Source organism: Burkholderia sp. Bp8994, assembly GCF_003853805.1.
GTDB lineage: Bacteria > Pseudomonadota > Gammaproteobacteria > Burkholderiales > Burkholderiaceae > Burkholderia.
In genome coordinates, this window is the sequence record NZ_QTQH01000022.1 from 121,992 (window position 1) to 140,674 (window position 18,683).

16 protein-coding genes, 1 pseudogene and 1 riboswitch are annotated in these 18,683 nt (G+C 66.7%); of the genes and pseudogenes, 13 read left to right on the forward strand and 4 right to left on the reverse strand.

Features of this window, described 5'->3' with window-relative positions; genetic code table 11:
• Positions 1-12 precede the first annotated feature (12 nt).
• The 3 genes from DIE04_RS23765 to DIE04_RS23775 form a co-directional block, all read right to left on the reverse strand.
• A complete protein-coding gene (locus tag DIE04_RS23765) occupies positions 13-1,023 on the reverse strand; it encodes a sodium:calcium antiporter (RefSeq protein WP_044848313.1) in 1,011 nt (336 codons plus the stop codon).
• A 73-nt stretch (positions 1,024-1,096) separates the two neighbouring features.
• A riboswitch (yybP-ykoY riboswitch) is annotated at positions 1,097-1,272 on the reverse strand.
• Between the two features lie 139 nt (positions 1,273-1,411).
• On the reverse strand, positions 1,412-2,827 hold the full coding sequence (locus DIE04_RS23770) for a heavy metal sensor histidine kinase (RefSeq protein ID WP_124520804.1): 1,416 nt from the start codon (positions 2,825-2,827) through the stop codon (positions 1,412-1,414).
• Positions 2,824-3,495, reverse strand: a complete 672-nt coding sequence (locus DIE04_RS23775) for a heavy metal response regulator transcription factor (RefSeq protein ID WP_044848315.1) — start codon at positions 3,493-3,495, stop codon at positions 2,824-2,826. The genes DIE04_RS23770 and DIE04_RS23775 overlap by 4 nt, the downstream gene beginning before the upstream one ends.
• Positions 3,496-3,761: 266 nt before the next feature.
• Between DIE04_RS23775 and DIE04_RS23780 the strand changes: the two genes are divergently transcribed.
• The 10 genes from DIE04_RS23780 (at position 3,762) to DIE04_RS23825 (ending at position 14,392) form a co-directional block, all read left to right on the forward strand.
• Positions 3,762-4,148 (forward strand): hypothetical protein, encoded by a 387-nt coding sequence (locus DIE04_RS23780; RefSeq protein WP_124520802.1) that lies wholly within the window; start codon positions 3,762-3,764, stop codon positions 4,146-4,148.
• Positions 4,149-4,242: 94 nt separating this feature from the next.
• A complete protein-coding gene (locus DIE04_RS23785; protein WP_124520800.1) occupies positions 4,243-4,548 on the forward strand; it encodes a hypothetical protein in 306 nt (101 codons plus the stop codon).
• Positions 4,545-6,155: a TolC family protein gene (locus DIE04_RS23790; protein WP_124520798.1), complete on the forward strand. Its 1,611-nt coding sequence runs from the start codon at positions 4,545-4,547 to the stop codon at positions 6,153-6,155. The genes DIE04_RS23785 and DIE04_RS23790 overlap by 4 nt, the downstream gene beginning before the upstream one ends.
• A gap of 1 nt (position 6,156) precedes the next feature.
• Positions 6,157-7,452 (forward strand): multicopper oxidase family protein, encoded by a 1,296-nt coding sequence (locus DIE04_RS23795; RefSeq protein ID WP_124487013.1) that lies wholly within the window; start codon positions 6,157-6,159, stop codon positions 7,450-7,452.
• 73 nt (positions 7,453-7,525) lie between these two features.
• On the forward strand, positions 7,526-7,873 hold the full coding sequence (locus DIE04_RS23800) for a copper-binding protein (RefSeq protein WP_124520796.1): 348 nt from the start codon (positions 7,526-7,528) through the stop codon (positions 7,871-7,873).
• Positions 7,874-7,887: 14 nt separating this feature from the next.
• Positions 7,888-8,268, forward strand: coding sequence for a copper homeostasis periplasmic binding protein CopC (gene copC / locus DIE04_RS23805; protein ID WP_124487011.1), 381 nt, complete (start codon positions 7,888-7,890; stop codon positions 8,266-8,268).
• Positions 8,265-9,206 carry a copper resistance D family protein gene (locus DIE04_RS23810; protein ID WP_124520794.1) on the forward strand — a complete coding sequence of 314 codons (942 nt, stop codon included), beginning with the start codon at positions 8,265-8,267 and terminating at the stop codon, positions 9,204-9,206. Before copC ends, DIE04_RS23810 begins: the two co-directional genes overlap by 4 nt.
• A 213-nt stretch (positions 9,207-9,419) precedes the next feature.
• The gene (locus tag DIE04_RS23815; protein ID WP_124520792.1) at positions 9,420-11,231 is read left to right on the forward strand and encodes an ExeM/NucH family extracellular endonuclease; all 1,812 of its coding nucleotides are present in this window, start codon (positions 9,420-9,422) and stop codon (positions 11,229-11,231) included.
• An 837-nt stretch (positions 11,232-12,068) separates the two neighbouring features.
• Positions 12,069-13,919: a S10 family serine carboxypeptidase-like protein gene (locus DIE04_RS23820; RefSeq protein WP_124520790.1), complete on the forward strand. Its 1,851-nt coding sequence runs from the start codon at positions 12,069-12,071 to the stop codon at positions 13,917-13,919.
• Positions 13,920-13,963: 44 nt separating this feature from the next.
• Positions 13,964-14,392 (forward strand): 2-oxoglutarate dehydrogenase, encoded by a 429-nt coding sequence (locus DIE04_RS23825; RefSeq protein WP_124520999.1) that lies wholly within the window; start codon positions 13,964-13,966, stop codon positions 14,390-14,392.
• Positions 14,393-14,570: 178 nt separating this feature from the next.
• Here DIE04_RS23825 and DIE04_RS23830 read toward each other — a convergent pair whose 3' ends face one another.
• Positions 14,571-15,575 (reverse strand): helix-turn-helix domain-containing protein, encoded by a 1,005-nt coding sequence (locus DIE04_RS23830; RefSeq protein ID WP_124520788.1) that lies wholly within the window; start codon positions 15,573-15,575, stop codon positions 14,571-14,573.
• Between the two features lie 256 nt (positions 15,576-15,831).
• On the opposite strand from DIE04_RS23830, the gene DIE04_RS23835 reads away from it, so the two are divergent.
• From DIE04_RS23835 to glyA, 3 genes and pseudogenes are all read left to right on the forward strand, one after another.
• Entirely contained in the window at positions 15,832-17,079 is a 1,248-nt protein-coding gene (locus DIE04_RS23835; RefSeq protein ID WP_124520786.1) for a D-arabinono-1,4-lactone oxidase, read from the forward strand.
• A 33-nt stretch (positions 17,080-17,112) separates the two neighbouring features.
• Positions 17,113-17,892 (forward strand): SDR family NAD(P)-dependent oxidoreductase, encoded by a 780-nt coding sequence (locus tag DIE04_RS23840; protein WP_124520784.1) that lies wholly within the window; start codon positions 17,113-17,115, stop codon positions 17,890-17,892.
• A gap of 321 nt (positions 17,893-18,213) precedes the next feature.
• Positions 18,214-18,683 (forward strand): annotated as a pseudogene (glyA, locus tag DIE04_RS23845) (serine hydroxymethyltransferase); the annotation flags it as partial.

Below are 18,683 nucleotides of genomic sequence, written 5' to 3' on the forward strand. Positions count from 1 at the left end.
CATTCAGCGTCTTCAGCGCGTCAGCGTCACGAACAGATAGCCGACATACCCGGCCCCGTTCGCCAGCAGCGCCCAGATCGCGAGCCCGCGCGCACGCGCATTGACACGCAGCCACACCGCCGCCGCGAGCGTGATGACCACGCCGGTCAGCACTTCGGGGCGCGGCTCCCACGGCGTCAGCATGATGCCGATCGCCGGCAGCAGTGTGCCCTGGAACACCATCGCGCCGGTGATGTTGCCGAACGCGAGCGTGTCCTTCTTGCGGCGGATCCACAGCACGCTGTTGACCTTTTCCGGCAACTCGGTCGCGATCGGCACGATGATCAGCGACAGCAGCAGCGCGGAAATACCGAGCAGGTGCGACACGCCTTCGACGCCGTGGATGAAGCCCTTCGCCCCGCCGACGAGCAGCGCGACGCCGAGCGCGAGCTGCAGCGCGATGGTCGCGAGGTTGGTCGGCAGCCCGACGCGCGACAGGAACATCGCGTGCGGCGCCTCGGTGCCGTGCCCGGCATCGACGAGCCGGGTCGACGCGCGGAACGTCATCACGACGTACATCACGTAGACGCCGACCAGCATCGCGGCGAGCAGCGCGCGGACCGCCCACACGTGATGCGGGACGAACATCGCGACGGTGGCGAGCGCGAATGCGGCGATGAAGTAGTTCAGGTCGCGCACGAAGCCGGTCCGCTCGGGCGCGATCGTGCCGGTCAGTCCGCGCGAGCGGATCACGGCGAGCGTCATCAGGAAGGTCGTCAGCGTCGCGAGCATCAGCGGCGCGCCCAGAATCGCGCCGACGCCGATCTCCTCGTTGACCGCCGCGTTCGACGTGCCGCCCGCGAGCGCGAGCAGCGGCACCATCGTTTCGGGTAGCGCGGTGCCGACGGCGGCGAACAGCGAACCGGTCACGCCTTCGGAAATCTTCAGCCGTTCGCCGAGATGTTCGAGCGCATTCGTGAAGAGTTCGGCCGCGACCAGGATGACGATCAGCATGAACGCCAGTTCGACGAGCATCAAGGTCATGCGGCACCTCCGCAGGCAGGCAGGCGGGCAGTGGCGAAACGCGAGAGGGAAGCCAGGAGGAACATGGGGACTCCGTGGTCGGACGTGGACGAACCATGACGCATCTGCCGACGTCCGACCAGGAACGACGCGATGCGTCGATGGTCTCGCCAGACCGATACGGCCGAATACGCCACGGCCGCAGGCCGAGTGTGTTGACGCATTCGCTTTCCGGGGATGGAAAGCAGGCTACTCCCCAAAGACGAAGGGCAGTCTAGCCGAGCCGGCCGCTTTCGGCAAGCGTGTGCGGTCATGCCGCTTCATTCGGGATGGTAAGCCGCCTTCCGACGGACGCACATGCAATTCCAGGAAGCAATCGGTGTGCGCGCGCGGCGACGTCACGCGCGTGTCACGCAGCGCCGGCCGGGAAATACAGTGCGAACGTCGTGCGTCCGTCCCGACTCACGACCTCGACCTTGCCGCGGTGCAGTTCGACGATCGACTTGACGATCGCGAGCCCGAGCCCCGCGTTGCGCGCCGCGCCGTGCCGCGACGAATCGATCCGGTAGAAGCGCTCGAAGATCCGCTCGATCTGTTCGGGCGGAATCGCCACGCCGCGGTTCGTGACTTCGACGACCGCGAAGCCGGGCCGGGTCGAGACGGCCAGCTCGATCGTCGACCCGGCTTCCGCGTGTTCGAGCGCGTTCGACGCGAGGTTGCTGACGGCGCGGCGGAACAGCGTCGCGTCCGCGACGACCGGCGCTTCGCCGCGCACGTCGAGCCGCACGCCGGCCTCGTCGGCCAGCGCCTGGAAATACGACGCGAGCCGGCGCAGTTCGTTGCCGGCGTCGAGTTCGGCGGTCTTCAGGTGCTGCCGCGCGTTGTCCGTGCGCGCGAGAAACAGCATGTTCTCGATCATCCGCTGCAGCCGTTCGCATTCCTCGATGTTCGAATCGATCAGCGCTTCGTATTCCTCGGTGGTGCGCGCGCGCGACAGCGTGACCTGCGACGCGCTGATCACGTTCGCGAGCGGCGTGCGCATGTCGTGCGCGAGGTCGGACGAGAACTGCGACAGCCGCACGAACGCGCGCTCGAGCCGGTCGAGCATCCGGTTGACCGAGGTGGCGAGCTCGCGCAACTCGACCGGGCCGCCGCGTGCGTCGAGACGCGCGTTGAGGTTGTGCGCCTCGATGCGCGACGTCTGCCGGCCGAGGCTCTCGACCGGACGCAGGCCGCGGGACGCGACCGCGTAGCCGAGCGCGCCGACCAGCAGCGCGCCGAGCGCGGCCGCGAGCCAGATGTCGACGCGATAGCTTTCGAGCAGCGACTGGCGATCGGCCGCCGTGCGCGCCACCGCGACCTGGACGGTTTCGCCCGACGGCAGCGTGGCGCGTGCACGCACGCAGCGCGACGGGCCGATGCCGGGCGGCGCGCAGCTGAACGGGCTGGCGGCCGCGCGCGAGGCACCGGCCGGCTGCGGCCGTGCGATCACCGATGCGAGGGTGTGGCCGGCCGCGTCGGTGTGTTCGACGAGCGGGCGGTTCGCGCCGTCGTAGATGCCGAGATAGACGCCCGGATGCGACAGCAGCACTTCATGGAAGACGGCCGGGTCGGCGCGCAGGGCGGCGGTCGAGCCGCTCGTCCGCGCGAGCTGCAGGAACTGGTTGAGCTTGCCGGCGATTTCGATGTCGTCGCGCCGGGTCAATTCGGCGGACAGCGAGCGATACAGGTACGCGCCGGTCAGCGCGAACACGAGCGCGGCAACGGCTGCGAACGCGAGCGTCAGGCGCCGGAGCAGCGAATAAGGTGCGGGGCCGACGGTCACGCGCGATCCTCGAGCACGTAGCCCATGCCGCGGATCGTGTGGATCAGCTTCTTCTCGTACGCGTTGTCGATTTTCGCGCGCAGGCGCTTGATCGCCGCATCGACGACGTTCGTGTCGCTGTCGAAATTCATGTCCCAGATCTGCGACGTGATGAAGGTGCGCGTCAGCACCTCGCCCTCGCGTTCCGCGAGCAGCTGCAGCAGCGCGAATTCCTGCGCGGTCAGGTCGATGCGGGTGTCGGCGCGCCGCACGCGGCGCTTGATCAGGTCGACTTCCAGATCGGCGACCTGCAGGATCTCGCGCGCATTGCGCGGCGCACGGCGCAGCAGCGAGCGGATGCGCGCGAGGAACTCCGCATACGCGAATGGCTTGAGCAGGTAATCGTCGGCGCCCAGTTCGAGCCCCGTGACCTTGTCCTCGATCGCCTCCCGGGCCGTCAGCAGCAGCACCGGCGTCTGCTTCTGCGCGCGCAGGCGCCGAAGCACCTCGAAGCCGTCCAGTTCCGGCAGCATCACGTCGAGCACGACGAGATCGAAATCCTCGTGCAGCGCGAGGAACAGCCCGTCCTGGCCGTTCTCGGCCACGTCGACCGTGTAGCTCGCCTCCGTCAGCCCCTTGCGGAGGTACGACGCCATCTTGGGTTCGTCTTCGACTATCAGTATCCGCATGGTGGTGCAGGCCGTGGGTGATTCCGGCCGGTCAGTGTAACGCGTGAGCTTACGGCGCCGCGCGTGCGCGAAAGATGACCGGAGGATGACGGAATTGTCATCCGGCGCGCGTGCGATGCCATGCCGCCCTTCATGAAAATCCGGTCATGTTTCGGCCATGTCGTCGTCACGCCGGCGGCGATAAGCTGCGGCCGTCTTGTGTCCGGAGCGCGCCGTCGCGGTGCCGCTCCCGTTCATCCGGTCATTGTCTGCCTGATTCCGCATCCATGTCGTACTGGCGCAAATTCATCCTCGTCGTGCTGCTGGCGCTGTGCGTGCCGATCCAGTCGTTCGCGGCCGGGTCGATGCAGTGCGCGGGCACGGTCGCTGCGGTGCCGCATGCGGAGGATGGGGCGAGCGTCGCTGCGCCCGCTGCGTCGCATGCGATGCAGCGCACGCACGGCGAACCGCATCAGCACGACGGTCACGCACGGCATGCGACGCCTTGTTACGCCTGCGGATCCTGCTGTTTCGGCATGGGCATGGCGCAGGTGCCTGCGGTGTCCGTCACGTCGGACCTCGGTATCGCGATCGTCTCTTTCGCGCCTTCGACCGTCGTCGTGTCGTTCCTGACCGGCGGCATCGACAGGCCGCCGCGCCGGATTTCCGTCTAGTCCCTGCCCGCGGCCACCGGCCGCGATCCACACACGGTGCCGGCGAACGCACGACGTCCGCCGCACGACTCACGACTCACGACGAGAAACATCCATGCGATTGATCATTGCGGCGCTGCTTGGCGCGGCGAGCCTCGTGCCGTCGCTCGCGCCCGCGCAAACCGCCTTTTCCGATCCGGCCGATGCGGCAGCGTCGGTGCCGGACGTCACGACGACGTCCGCGTTCGACGGCTACGTGTCGTATCGCGACGACGCCGGCCCCGGCTGGAAGCAACTGAACCGGGACGTGATGGAGCGGCCCGCGAAGGCACCCACGAAGGGACCCGCGACCGGACACGCGAAGCCCGGAAACCCGGCGGGCGGCGCAGCCCATTCGATGCACGGAGGGGCCGGGCAATGACGCGATTTGCGATTTCACCGCGAATCGGCGCGACCGTGCTCGCGCTGGCATTCCTCGCTGGCTGCACGACGTTTTCGAAGGACGGCGGCTTCGACGCCGTGTCGTCCGCCGCATCCGAACGCATCGGGAAAGACGCGGTCATCGTCAGGACCGATGCCGACCGCGAAGCCGTCGACCAGCGGACGAAGGAATTGCTCGCGAAACCGCTGTCGATGGACGACGCGGTGCAGCTTGCACTGCTGAACAACCGGGGCCTGCAGGCGTCATACGCGGAACTCGGGCTGTCGGAGGCCGACCTCGTGCAGGCAGGCCGGCTGCCGAACCCGCGCTTCTCGTTCAGCCGCACGCGGGCCGGCGACGGCGAACTGAGTCTCGGCCGTACGTTCTCGGCCAACGTGTTCGCGCTGCTGACGCTGCCGCTCGCGACGAACATCGAACGCCGCCGCTTCGAGCAGACCAAGCTCGAAACCGCCGACGCGATGCTGAAGGTCGCGGCCGACGCGCGCCGTGCGTATGTCGAAGCCGTCGCCGCCGAACAGGCCGCGAATTATGCGCAACAGGTCCGCGACGCCGCGAGCGCGGCCGCCGAACTCGCGCAGCGCATGCGGCAGGCCGGCAATTCCAGCCGGCTCGACTACGCACGCGAACAGGCGTTCCATGCGGACGCGGTCGCGCAGCAGGCGAAGGCGCAGCAGCAGGCCGTGGCCGCGCGCGAGAAGCTCACGCGCGCGATGGGGCTGTGGGGCGAGCGCACGCGGTACGCGCTGCCCGAGCGCTTGCCCGACCTGCCGAAGGCGCGCCCCGATCTGCCCGATCTCGAGCGCTATGCGATGAGCAACCGCCTCGACATCCAGGCCGCGAAGCTGCGTACGCAGGGCGTCGCGTCGTCGCTCGGGCTCAGCAAGGCGACACGCTTCGTCAACGCGGTCGATCTCGGCTATGTGAACAACTACGAGACCGACAAGGGGCACGAGCACGGCTACGAGATCAGCGTGGAGATTCCGCTGTTCGACTGGGGCGGCGCGAAGGTCGCGCGGGCCGAGGCCGTCTACATGCAGTCGGCGAACCAGCTCGCGCAGACGGCCATCGACGCGCGCTCGGAAGTGCGCGAATCGTATACGGCATACACGACGCGCTACGACGTCGCGAAGCACTATCGCGACGAAGTCGTGCCGCTGCGCAGGACGATCTCGGACGAGCTGCTGCTGCGTTACAACGGGATGCTCGCGAGCGTGTTCGAGCTGCTGGCCGATGCGCGCGAGCAGGTTGGCGCGGTGAACGGCTACATCGATGCACTGAAGGACTACTGGCTCGCTGAAACCGATCTGCAGGCAGCCGTCGGCGGCCGGCTGCCGACTGGGCAGACAACGCAGGCGCAGCCGACGCAGGCAACGCAGGCAACGCAGGCAACGCAGGCAGCACAGCCAGCACAGCCAGCACAGCCAACACAGCCAACACAGCCAACACAGCCAACACAGCCAACACAGCCAACACAGCCAACGCCGCGCGCGGACGCTCCCGCCGCATCCACGCCCGACGCTGCGTCGCGGCCGGCTTCTTCACCCGTGGCGCAACCAGCGCCCGCAACGCATCCGGAAGGTCATTGACATGGTGTCCCGTCGACAATTTCTCAGCGGCTCGGGTGCCGCGCTGCTCGGTGCGGCGATGGTCAGCAAGGCCGGCGCGGCATCGCTGCCCGAAGCGCCCACGATGGCGAAGGCCGGCACGCAGCCGCCGCTCGTGCCGCCCAACGGCCGCCCGTACACGCCCGTCGCGACGCTGAACGGCTGGACGCTGCCGTGGCGCATGAAGAACGGCTGGAAGGAGTTCCACCTGACGGCCGAACCCGTCGTGCGCGAGATGGCGCCAGGGATGAACGCGAACCTGTGGGGCTACAACGGCCAGTCGCCGGGCCCGACGATCGAGGCCGTCGAAGGCGACAAGGTCCGCATCTTCGTGACGAACCGCTTGCCCGAGCACACGACGATCCACTGGCACGGGCTGCGGCTGCCCAACGGCATGGACGGCGTCGGCGGCCTCACGCAGCCGCATATCCCGCCCGGCAAGACCTTCGTCTACGAGTTCCAGCTGGAGGCGCACGGCACGTTCATGTATCACCCGCACGCCGACGAGATGGTGCAGATGGCGATGGGGATGATGGGCATGTTCATCGTGCATCCGAAGGATCGCGCGACGATGCCGGTCGATCGCGACTTCGTCTTTCTGCTCGCCGCGTACGACATCGATCCGGGCAGCTACACGCCGCGCGTGAACGAGATGACGGACTTCAACATGTGGACGTTCAACTCGCGCGTGTTCCCGGGCATCGACCCGCTGCCGGTGCGGGCGGGCGATCGCGTGCGGATTCGTTTCGGCAACCTGACGATGACGAACCATCCGATCCACCTGCACGGCTACAGCTTCGAGGTGGCCGGCACCGACGGCGGCTGGATTCCGCCGGCGGCGCGCTGGCCGGAGGTGACGGCCGACGTCGCGGTCGGCCAGATGCGCGCGATCGAGTTCACCGCCGATCGTCCGGGCGACTGGGCGTTCCATTGCCACAAGTCGCATCACACGATGAACGCGATGGGTCACCAGGTGCCGAACCTGATCGGCGTGCCGCAGAAGGATCTCGCGCAGAAGATCGGCAAGCTCGTGCCCGACTACATGGCGATGGGCAGCACCGGCGGCGCGATGGGCGGCATGGAGATGCCGCTGCCCGACAACACGCTGCCGATGATGACGGGCACCGGCCCGTTCGGGCCGCTGGAGATGGGCGGCATGTTCACGGTCTGCAAGGTGCGGCAGGGGCTCGGCCGCAACGACTATCGCGATCCCGGCTGGTTCCGGCATCCGAAGGGCACCGTCGCGTACGAATACACCGGCGAATTGCCGGACGGTTGAGCGGCAGGCCGCATGCGGCGGCCGCGACGATGCGGCCGCCGGTTTTCGTTTCATTCACTCAGGAGCACGCACGATGAAGAAGGGACTGATTTCGATTGCAACGGGTTGCATGCTGGTGTTTTCCGCCGCGTCGTACGCGGCCGGCGACATGGCCGGCATGGACATGAGCGGCGGCGCGATGCAGGGCGCCGACGCGAAGCGCGGGATGTCGCACGGCGAGATCCGCAAGATCGATGCGGGCACCGGCAAGCTGACGATCAAGCACGGTCAGCTGGACAACCTCGGGATGGATGCGATGACGATGGTGTTCAAGGTCAAGGATCCGGCGATGCTGTCGCAGGTGAAGGTGGGCGACAAGGTCGAGTTCGTCGCCGAGGACGTGAGCGGCGCGCTGACCGTCGTCGAGCTGAAGAAACCGTGATGACGGGGATGACCATGAAGATCATCACTCTCGGGCGGCTGGCCGCCCTCGCCGCGGCCGGCGCGATCGCCGCCGCCGTGCCGGCCGCGGCATTCGCGCACGGCAAGCTGGAAAGCGCCGCGCCGGCGACGGGCAGCACGGTCGATACCGCGCCCGACACGTTGCGGCTGGCGTTCAACGAAGATCTCGAACAGGCGTTCAGCTCGGTGAAGGTGTCGGACGCGAGCGGCAACGCCGTCGCGCACGAAAAGGCGAAAGTCGATGCGTCGAACCCGCGCGTGATGACCGTCGCGATCCCGAAGCTCGCGCCCGGCGCGTACACGGTGCAGTGGGTGGCGATGACCGCCGACGCGCATCGCACCAAGGGTACCTATACGTTCAGGGTGAAGGGGTGAACGAGGGCTTCGTCGGCCTCCTGAGGCTCCTGTCGGTGGCGATCCAGAACACCGGATTCGCCGTCGTCGTCGGCGCGCTGCTCGGCAGCCACTGGCTCGCGCGCGGCGAGTCGGCGTGGCAGCACGGCATCGCGCGGCGTCTCGTCGCGACGCTGCGCATCGCGTCCGCCGTGTCGCTGCTCGCGAGCATCACCGCATTCTGGGCGCACTGCGCGCTGATGAGCGACGTGTCGATGCCGGACGCCGGGCCGGCTGTCCGCTCGATGCTCGCCGGCACCGGCTTCGGCCACGCGTGGCTGGCCGGTGCGGTGTTCACGGCGGTCGTCGTGCTTCTGTCATTGCTTCGGGATGCGAACGACACGCGCTTTCCGTTCGCGATGTGGGCCGCGCTCGCGGGCATCGCACTCTCGCGCAGCAACGGCGGGCATCCGGTCGACGCGGGGCTGTTCAGCGTGCCGGTGTGGGTCGACTGGCTGCATCTGCTGGCGATCAGCGCGTGGGTCGGGCTCGTGTTCGTGACTGCGTTCGGCGTGATGCCGCGTCTTGCCGGCATGCCCGCGAGCGAACGCACGACCGGCGCTTCGTTCGTGCAGTCGCTGTCCGATGCGTCGACGTATGCGTTGATCGTGCTGTTCGCGACCGGCGCGTACAACGGCTGGCGCGGTGTCGATACGCCAGCGAACCTGCTTGCGTCGACATACGGACAGATCCTGCTGTTCAAGCTCGCGCTCGTGCTGATCGCGGCGGCGCTCGGCGGGCACAACCGGTTCTTCGAGATGCCGAAGCTGCTGGCGGCGCTGAAGGACCCGGACGCTGCGACGCCGGCCGGCCTGTTGCGCCGGTTCGGCGCGGTGCTGCGGATCGAGGCGGTCGTGCTGGCCGGCGTGCTGATGGTGGCTGCCGTGCTCGTGTCGAGCGCGTTGCCGGGGACGGTTTAGCTCCACGGTTGGCGGGGCGAAGCCGGCATCGGGAAATCGTCGCAACAGGGGACGGGATTCGTCAGGCGATTTCCCGCTTTTCGACCGCGGGCGCGCGGTCGATCGCCATCGCGCAGCGGTGTCGAATATTACGTTCATCTGTCTTCCGGTTACTAACAACTGTCATCGAGCGCCGCTAAGCTTTCGCTATCCTCACAACCGGGATTCCCCGTCATGCGCTCGACAATCCGCCTGTTTGCCCCGCTATTGCTGCTTCCCACGCTTGCCGCACCGGTCTTCGCCGCCACTGCCGCCCCCGTCAGCCCGAACTGCGGCGGCAGCACGACGCCGATCGCCGACATCCAGGGGCCGGGCGCGCCGTCGCCGCTCGCCGGGCAGAACGTGTCGATCGAAGCGGTCGTCACCGCCGATTTCGGCGGCACGGACGGCTTCGGCGGCTTCTTCGTCCAGCAGGCCGACGCGCAGCGCCGCAACCAGCCGGGCGTGTCCGAAGGGCTGTTCGTCTATGCGCCGAAAGCGCGCGCGAAGGCCGGCGATCTCGTGCACGTGAGCGGCAAGGTCGAGGAAAAATACGGGCAGACGCAGCTGACGCTGTCGGGCGCGATCGCGGTGTGCGCGAACGGCCAGACGGTCACGCCCGCGACGCTCACGCTGCCGGTCGACAACCCGAACGCGTTCGCCGCGTACGAAGGGATGCGCGTGCGCCTGCCGCAGACGCTCACCGTCACCGACAACTACGAGCTCGGCCGCTACGGCAGCGTGATGCTGAGCAACGGCCGCCTGCACACGCCGACGAGCGTGGTGCCGCCGTCGCAGGCGCAGACGCAGATCGATGCGAACGCACGCAACCGGCTGATCCTCGACGACGGCTCGAACAAGCAGAACCCGGCGACCGTGCCTTACCCGGCGCCCGAACTGTCGGCCGCCAACACGCTGCGCTCGGGCTACACCGTGCGCGACGTCGAAGGCGTGCTCGAGGTGCGTTATGGCGCATGGCGCGTGCAGCCGCTGCCCGGCGCGGCCGCGCCGGCGTTCGACACGCGTTCGAACCCGCGCGCCAACGCCCCGGCGCGCGATCCGAAATCGAACCTGCGCGTCGCGTCGTTCAACGTCCTCAACTACTTGAACGGCAACGGTCTCGGCGGCGGCTTCGACGATCCGAACAACCGCGGCGCGAAGAGCTACCCGGAATTCCAGCGCCAGGAAGCGAAGATCGTCAGCGCGCTGAAGGCGCTCGACGCCGACGTGATCGGCCTGATGGAAATCCAGAACAACGGTTACGGCGAACTGAGCGCGGTGCGCCAGCTCGCGGCGAAGCTCGGCAGCCACTGGCGCGTGGTCGACCCGGGCACGTCGCGCCTCGGCGGCGACGCCATCGCGGTCGCGATGATCTACGACAGCCGCACGGTCGAACCCGTCGGCCGCGCGTCGACGCTCGCGATCGACGACAAGAACCGCCAGCCGCTCGCGCAGTCGTTCCGCCGGATCGGCGGCAAGCAGGCGCTGACGATCGCGGTCAACCATCTGAAGTCGAAGAACTGCCCGGACGCGGCGAACGACGATCTCGACCAGGGCGACGGCCAGGGCTGCTGGAACCCGACGCGCACGCGCGCGGCCGCGAAGCTGGCCGACTGGCTCGCCGGCACGCCGACGGGCGTCGCGGGGCAGGGCACGCTGCTGATCGGCGACTTCAACAGCTACACGTACGAAGACCCGATCCGCCTGCTCGAATCGCGCGGCTACCGCAACCTCGTGTCGCGCTGGATCGGCGCCAATGCGTACAGCTACGTGTACAACGGCGAAGCCGGCTACCTCGATCACGCGCTCGCGTCGCTGCCGCTCGCATCGCACGTGAAGGCCGTGCACGAATGGCACATCAACGCGGACGAGCCGCTCGCGCTGCAGTACACGCTCGCGTACAAGTCGGCCGAGCAGCAGAAGACCTTCTACGCGCCGGATGCGTATCGTTCGTCGGACCACGATCCGGTGCTGATCGATATCGCGCTGCCGGGCGGCGGGCGCTGATCTCCTCCACGTCGAACCTCTGAAGTACGGCGTGCGGCGCTGCCGCACGTCGTCGCGTGAGTCGGCGGCGGCGCGCAAACCACGCGCTGTCGCTCGCTCACCGGCCTCTCTCTCCTCCACGCATCACGTGCCCGATTCGCGATCGCCGCAATCCGATCCGGAACGCGTGGCGCGAATGATCGCTTCATCGTTGCGAATACCCGCGTATTACGCATCAATGCCGTTCAGTGCATCCGATGGTTTGATTCCGATATCGGGTAAATAATTCCTCAGTGCGTCGTGCAAACAGTCGGAATCGGTATTTTGTGGATGATATCGGGCTTTATTCAACGATTCGCTCTAATCGGATTCGAATAATTAAAATGAAAGAAAAGTCCTGTCGATTTGAAGGGCTTTTGCGCGCGATTCCAATACTCGCCAAGTGCTACGAGATCTGCGAAAAACGAACGGCATTTCAGGAAAAATGATTCACGCAACGTGTCCAGTTAGAACAATCGTTTTTCTTTCAAATACCAGACACTGACCGCCGTTCGCATCATAAGAGATTTTTTAATATCGGAATGATCTTTGACAACACGGCGCAGCACCGCCTATTTTTGTCATGTCGTAAATATTGGTAATACGATAAGTCGTCGAAACTGCCAGGGGGCGGCGTTCCTGCATCATTCTCCGCCAGCAGTTTGCTGTGTCTGTATCAAGTTCAGTCTCTCGAAGAAGTCCATTCCCCAACCGCCGTCTGCCGACCGTGCAACGCGAGTGGCGGGTATGCCTGCGCGTTTTTCGCCGGCGATGGCGGCCTGTGTGAAGCGGTATCCGACCCAACACAAGGATCGAGGCATGAAACCAGACAGGAGCATTACCGGCAGCCGCCGCGCACGTCGCGGCCGGCTGGCCGGGCTAGGCGCATTGACCGTCGTGACCATGGTGCTCGCGGGCTGCGGCGGCGACGATTCGTCGTCGGTCGGCGCATCGAGCCTCGCGCAGGCCACCGCCAGCCAGCCGGCCGGCGCGCAACAGGCGGCCGGCAGCCAGACGCCGGCGGCGAACCAGCCTTACGTCGACCCCGTCGCCTATTCGATGAACGCGACCGACGGCCTCGCGGCCGCGCAGGTCTCGGAGAAGGCGGCGGTGATGCATTACCAGTGGCAATCCGGCGGCACGACGGTCAGCTACACGACGACCACCGGCCACCTGACCGCGCAGGACGCGAACGGCAACGCGGAAGCGTCGATGTCGTACGTCGCGTACACGGTGCCGAGCACGAACGGCAAGCCGCGCCCCGTCACGTTCGTCTACAACGGCGGCCCGGGCTCGTCGTCGATCTGGCTGCGGCTCGGCTCGTTCGCGCCGACGCGCGTCGCCACGCCCGATCCGCTGTTCGGCAGCAACTGGCCGAACTATCCGCTCGTCGACAACGCGGAAAGCCTGATCGACACGACCGACCTCGTGTTCATCGACCCGCCGGGCACCGGGCTGTCGGAAGCCGTGCTGCCGAACACCAACCAGAAGTACTGGGGTTCGGATGCGGACGTCAACATCATGCGCGACTTCATCCAGCGCTACCTGAACGTCAACAACCGCGGCACGTCGCCGATCTACCTGTACGGCGAATCGTACGGCACGCCGCGTACCGACATGCTCGCGCTGGCGCTCGAATCGGCCGGCGTGCACCTGACGGGGATCGTGCTGCAGTCTGCAATCCTGAACTACTTCGCCGATGCGGTGGAAGCGGTCGCGATCACGCAGTCGACCGAAGGGCTGCTGCTCGAGACCGATACCGTGGCCGGCTACCTGCCCGGCTATGCGGCGGTCGCGGCGTACTTCAACCAGGTATCGCCGGCGCCGGTAAATCCCTATCTGTATGCGCTGCAGACCGAGTTGTTCACGACGCTGATCTACAACCAGCTGCAGCAGTACTCGCAGTCGTGGGTGCTGAGCCAGCTCGGCATTCCGGACGCGCTCGGCACGCCGGTGTTCCCGAGCGATGCGACGCTGACGCTGTGGTCGTTGCCGTCGAGCCTCACGCAGCACGCGCTGCGCGACTACTTCAACGCGAATCCGTTCGGCACGAACCTGGTGCCCCGCACGACGATCGGCCGCTACGACGGACGCGTGTCGTTGCCGAACGCCGACCCGCGGCTGCAAACGGACGGCGATCCGTCGGACATCCTGATCTCGCAGCCGTTCACCAACGCGCTCGCGACGCAGATGCCCGACTACCTCGGCTACACCGCGCCGAACGCGACCTACCTGCCGCTGAACGACAACATCATCCAGGTGTGGGACTTCTCGCATGACGGCCAGCCGATGCCCGACACGATCCCCGATCTGCTGGGCGCGCTGCAGCTCAATCCGAAGCTCCGGGTGCTCGCGGAGAACGGCCTCCACGACCTGGCGACGCCGTTCTTCAACACCGAGAAGCAACTCGCGCGGCTGCAGACGGTGAAGGGGCTGAACCCGAAGCTGCAGGTGAACTTCTTCCAGGGCGGGCACATGACGTATCTGGATGACGTGGCCCGTCCGCAGATGAAGCGCGACCTGAAGCTCTTCTATCAGGGCCGGCGGATTCCGACCGCGCTGACGCTGCACACGCTGCCGCCGCCGTGGCCGGACGAGAACCCGGCCGGCACGCCGACCGGCGCCTCGCCGGGCGCGACCACCGCGACGACGCTGGCAGCGGCACCGTAAACAACGGACTCCTTGCGAAAAGGAACCCTCTATTCATCCATCGAATGCGAGTGATCATGTCCCTAATCAACTTGATGCGACGCATGTCCCCGTTGGTCGTCCTCGGTGCCTTGATGAGCAGCGCCCACGCATTGCCGCCGCAGGCGGTGGCGCCGGTGAAGCTGCCGCGCGGCGGGCACGGCGTCGACGGCCCGTTCTTTCCTTCGACCCGCGTGGCACCGGTATTGCCGTCGACCGGCGCGACGCTGCAGCAGCAGGCGCAGAAGCGCGTCGATGCCCGGCTCGGCGGCAACACGGTGCTGAGCAACGGCGCGGCGGTGACGAAAGCGCAGGCGCAGAGCGGCGGGCTCGGGTTCGTCGCGAAGCACTTCGACGAGATCGATGCGAAACACACCGGTCGCGTGACGATGAGCGACGTGCGGCAGTTCATCCAGCAGCGACAGGTGCAGGCGCAGCAGGAACAGCAGGAGTGACGGTGTAGAGAGGTCGCGCGCGGGAGGGCAGCCGGTGCCGATGGGGGCCGGCCGCTCGACTGCGGCGGCGGCCTGCTTTCAACCTGCCGCGGCGCACGTTCGGCCGCGGCTTTCTTCATCGAAGTTCGGTTCACGCGCGGGCAACGCGAAGCCGCGTCATGCTTCACGCGATCGACGCTCAGCCTTCCCGGTGCGCGTAGCGCCTCGCCGTCGCCGACGGCAACTCGCCGAACATCGCGCGGTAGTCCTGCGCAAAACTGCTCAGGTGCCAGAAGCCCCACTTCGTCGCGGCCGACGTCACGGACCCGCCGAGCCGCAGCTCGCGGCGAACGTGATTCAGCCGGACCGCGCGCAGGTACGCGATCGGATTCAGGTTGAGCGTGTCGTTGAACGCGTACTGCGCGGTACGCCGGCTGATGCCGAGCTGCACGCACAGTTCGGCGATCGACAGCGGGCACGTGGACGCATCCTGCAGCCGCGCCTGCACCGCGTTGACGAGCGACCAGTACTTCGTCGGCCGCGTCGCGAGGGCGTTCGCATCCGGCGCGGGCATCGTCATCGCCTCTGAAATCGCATACAGCACGGTCCGTTCGAGCAATTCGATCCGCGCCTGCGTCGTCACGTCCTCGATCGGCGTGCTCTTCGCGGCCGCGGCCATCGTGTGGCGCAGCAGGTCGCGCAGGCGGTCCGCGACCTGGGGCGTCATCGGGATCAGCGGCGCGAAGGTGCGCGCGCGCAGCGACGCGGCGAGCGTGCGCATCGCCTCCGTCGACAGCTTGTCGGGCTCGATCTCGACGTTCACGAGCACGTGCCGGTCGGGCGAATAGAACTCGAACACCGGCTGGCTGGAGAACACATGGAGGCTGTCGCGCCCGCTCTTCTCGCCGCACATGCGCGCATGGCCTTCGAGTTCCAGCGGCACGGCCACCGCGATGCGGTCCGACGGCACCGCGCCCTGCTGCAGGATCACCTTGTCGAGGTCTTCGACCAGGAGCCGGATGCCGCCGAGCGACACGATGGAGGACGAACCATGAAACCGGCCGCCCGAGATCTGCGTGTAGTTGAGATGCCAGCCGTCGAAGATCCGCGCCTGTTCCTCCACGTCGGTGAACGCGCAGAACGCCACCGCGCGTGCGAACGGCGGGGCGCCGGAAAAATCGCTCGGATCGGCGGACGGCGTCATCGGAGTCGGGAAGGGGCGGGCCGGATCGACGCATTGTAGCCGCTGCGCGCGCCGGTCAAAAACCCCGGCGGCCCGATTCCCGGAGAAAACCCTCGCTTGCCGAAATCCGATAGTGAAAAGCCGGCCGGCGCAATACCTTTGGCATGAACGGAACACAACGCATCGCGCCGGCGCCGGAAGCATCCCGCTTCGTTGCCGGACGAACCGAACACGGCTGCCGGCGCGGGTCCGGCGGCACTTTTCTGGAGAGACGTCGATGGAGCTTCCACGTGGCGGGTTCTGGCGGAACTGGGTCGGCAATCAGTCTTGCGTCGCCGCGCACATGGCGTCGCCGACCAGCGAGGCGGAAATCGCCGAACTGGTGCAGGCCGCGACGCGCCAGGGCAAGAACGTCCGATGCTCGGGATCGGGACATTCGTTCACGCCGATCGTCGCGACGAGCGGCCTGCTGCTGTCGCTGAAGGACTACCAGGGCATCGTCGCGGTCGACGAGCGACGCAAGCGCGTCACGGTGAAGGCCGGCACGCGGATCAATGCGGTGACGCGTCATCTGAAGGACATCGGCTTCTCGCTCGTCAACCAGGGCGACATCGATTCCCAGGCGATTGCCGGTGCGCTCGCAACCGGCACGCACGGCACGGGGACGACGCTGGGCAACCTGTCGTCGCAGGTGGTCGGGATGCGGATCGTTCGCCCCGACGGCTCGATCATGGAAGTGAGCGACCGGCAGGACCTCGATCTGCTGCACGCGACCCAGGTGAACCTCGGCCTGTTCGGCGTGGTGTCGGAGCTGACGCTGCAGGTGACCGACGCGTTCTGGCTGCACGACCGCGTGTGGCGCGAGGACTTCGAGGCGCTGATGGAACAGTACGACGACCTCGCGGCGAAGCATCGCCATTTCGGGTTCTTCTGGTGCCCGACGTCCGAAAGCCGTCACCTGTACTGCCTGCCCGATACCACGAAGGTGTCGAATTCGAAGAAGGACTACGACGTGTGCGAGATCAAGGTGATGGACATCACCGACGAGCGCACGTTCTACGAAGGCGAGCACGAGAAGATCGCGTACAGCTCCGAGGTCTACGCGATTCATTACGTCGCGAACTTCCACGAGCTCGAATACGCGGTGCCCGCCGAACACGGCAAGGAGGCGCTGCGCCGCGTGCGCGAGCTGATCCTCACGAAGCATCGCGACTGCATCTTCCCGGTCGAGTACCGCTTCACGAAGGGCGATCCGGCATGGATCAGCCCGTTCAATCATCAGGACAGCGTGACGATTTCGTGCTCGGGCGGTCCGAACGGCGTCGACTACTGGCCGTTCCTGAAGGACGTCGACGACATCCTGCGCGACTACGGCTCGCGTCCGCACTGGGGCAAGCTGCACTTCACGAACCGCGACGACGTGGACCGCTGGTTCCCGAAGGCCGAGGCGTTCCGCGAACTGCGCCGCAGCGTGGACCCTGAAGGCTATTTCCTCAACGATCATCTTCGGACGCTGTTCAGCTGAGCGGTCCGAACGAACCAGACTGGAGAACGACTCATGAATGTCAAGATCGACGGGCGCCTGGCGGGCAAGGTCGCGATCGTGAGCGGCGGCGCGGGCGGGTGCGGCGCCGCCGCGTCGGAACTGTTCGCCGCGCAGGGGGCGAAGGTGGCGATCATCGACCGCGACGGCGACGCGGCCGACACGCTCGCGTCGCGGCTGCGCGATGCCGGCTTGCAGGCGATCGGCCTCGGCGCCGACGTGTCGAAGCAGTCGGACGTGCGGAACGCAGTCGATGCGGCCTGCAAGCAGTTCGGCAACGCGGACATCCTGTTCAATCACGCGGGCACGCTGATCGTCAAACCGTTCCTCGACATCGAGGAGTCGGAATGGGACTGGCTGATGGGCGTGAACGTGAAGAGCATGTTCCTGATGACGCAGGCGGTGCTGCCGCAGATGCTGGAAAAAGGGCGCGGCAGCATCGTCTGCACGTCGTCGATCTCGGCCGTTTGCGCGACGCCCGGCGAAGTGCTGTATGACGCGACCAAGGGGGCATGCCACATGTTCGCGCGCGCGATCGCCGTCGAATACCGCGATCGCGGCATCCGCTGCAATGCGCTCGCGCCCGGGTTCATCCGCACGCCGCACGGGATGCGCGAACTGAGGGATCTGCAGGCGATGGGCGTGGACGCGACCGAAGCGGCTATCGCAGTGCAGCAAGGCCGGCTGTGCGAGCCGTCGGAAGTGGCCGCGGCCGCACTGTTCCTGGCGTCGGACGAATCGAGCTTCGTCAACGGCACCCATCTGTTCGTCGACAACTGTTTCTCCGCCGTTTAGGCCCCGATATTCGCGGGAAGCCGAAGGGAAGGCGCGAGCTCCCCCAGGAACGGCAGGTTCTGTCGAAGGTTCCGCAGCGATGCGGACCTTCGATTTTTTTTGCCGGTTCGCCGCGCGATGTGTCCTAGCGGATTGTCGTAATCCTTCTATCTGAACGAATTTGCGTCTGCTGGAATGGCAATGCCGAATCACCGTTCAGCCGGCGTCGCGGGGCGGCATGGTTGTCGACGTCATCGAGCGCCGGTCCGGCGCTCGACTTCGCGGGTCCGGGCAAGTCCGGCCTACCAGGGTCAATCCATCACTCTCTTTTGATCAATCATCATGTTCAATCGCACTACCAGCACCGTCGCCAACGTCGATCCGGAACTCTGGACTGCCATTCAGGACGAGAACCGCCGCCAGGAAGACCACATCGAGCTGATCGCGTCGGAAAACTACACGAGCCCGGCCGTGATGGCCGCACAGGGTTCGCAGCTCACGAACAAGTACGCGGAAGGTTATCCGGGCAAGCGCTACTACGGCGGCTGTGAGTACGTCGACGTGGTCGAGCAGCTGGCGATCGACCGCGTGAAGCAGCTGTTCGGCGCGGAGGCCGCGAACGTGCAGCCGAACTCGGGTTCGCAGGCGAACCAGGGCGTGTTCTTCGCGATGCTCAAGCCGCGCGACACGATCATGGGGCTGAGCCTCGCGCACGGCGGCCACCTGACGCACGGCTCGCCGGTGAACATGTCGGGCAAGTGGTTCAACGTCGTCAGCTACGGCCTGAACGAACAGGAAGACATCGACTACGA

Bases quoted from the DNA above. Each gene is read 5' to 3' on its own strand.
- DIE04_RS23765 (WP_044848313.1), bottom strand. From the start codon at position 1,023: ATGACCTTGATGCTCGTCGAACTGGCGTTCATGCTGATCGTCATCCTG.
- DIE04_RS23775 (WP_044848315.1), bottom strand. From the start codon at position 3,495: ATGCGGATACTGATAGTCGAAGACGAACCCAAGATGGCGTCGTACCTC.
- DIE04_RS23780 (WP_124520802.1), top strand. From the start codon at position 3,762: ATGTCGTACTGGCGCAAATTCATCCTCGTCGTGCTGCTGGCGCTGTGC.
- DIE04_RS23785 (WP_124520800.1), top strand. From the start codon at position 4,243: ATGCGATTGATCATTGCGGCGCTGCTTGGCGCGGCGAGCCTCGTGCCG.
- DIE04_RS23790 (WP_124520798.1), top strand. From the start codon at position 4,545: ATGACGCGATTTGCGATTTCACCGCGAATCGGCGCGACCGTGCTCGCG.
- DIE04_RS23795 (WP_124487013.1), top strand. From the start codon at position 6,157: ATGGTGTCCCGTCGACAATTTCTCAGCGGCTCGGGTGCCGCGCTGCTC.
- DIE04_RS23800 (WP_124520796.1), top strand. From the start codon at position 7,526: ATGAAGAAGGGACTGATTTCGATTGCAACGGGTTGCATGCTGGTGTTT.
- copC (WP_124487011.1), top strand. From the start codon at position 7,888: ATGAAGATCATCACTCTCGGGCGGCTGGCCGCCCTCGCCGCGGCCGGC.
- DIE04_RS23815 (WP_124520792.1), top strand. From the start codon at position 9,420: ATGCGCTCGACAATCCGCCTGTTTGCCCCGCTATTGCTGCTTCCCACG.
- DIE04_RS23820 (WP_124520790.1), top strand. From the start codon at position 12,069: ATGAAACCAGACAGGAGCATTACCGGCAGCCGCCGCGCACGTCGCGGC.
- DIE04_RS23825 (WP_124520999.1), top strand. From the start codon at position 13,964: ATGCGAGTGATCATGTCCCTAATCAACTTGATGCGACGCATGTCCCCG.
- DIE04_RS23830 (WP_124520788.1), bottom strand. From the start codon at position 15,575: ATGACGCCGTCCGCCGATCCGAGCGATTTTTCCGGCGCCCCGCCGTTC.
- DIE04_RS23835 (WP_124520786.1), top strand. From the start codon at position 15,832: ATGGAGCTTCCACGTGGCGGGTTCTGGCGGAACTGGGTCGGCAATCAG.
- DIE04_RS23840 (WP_124520784.1), top strand. From the start codon at position 17,113: ATGAATGTCAAGATCGACGGGCGCCTGGCGGGCAAGGTCGCGATCGTG.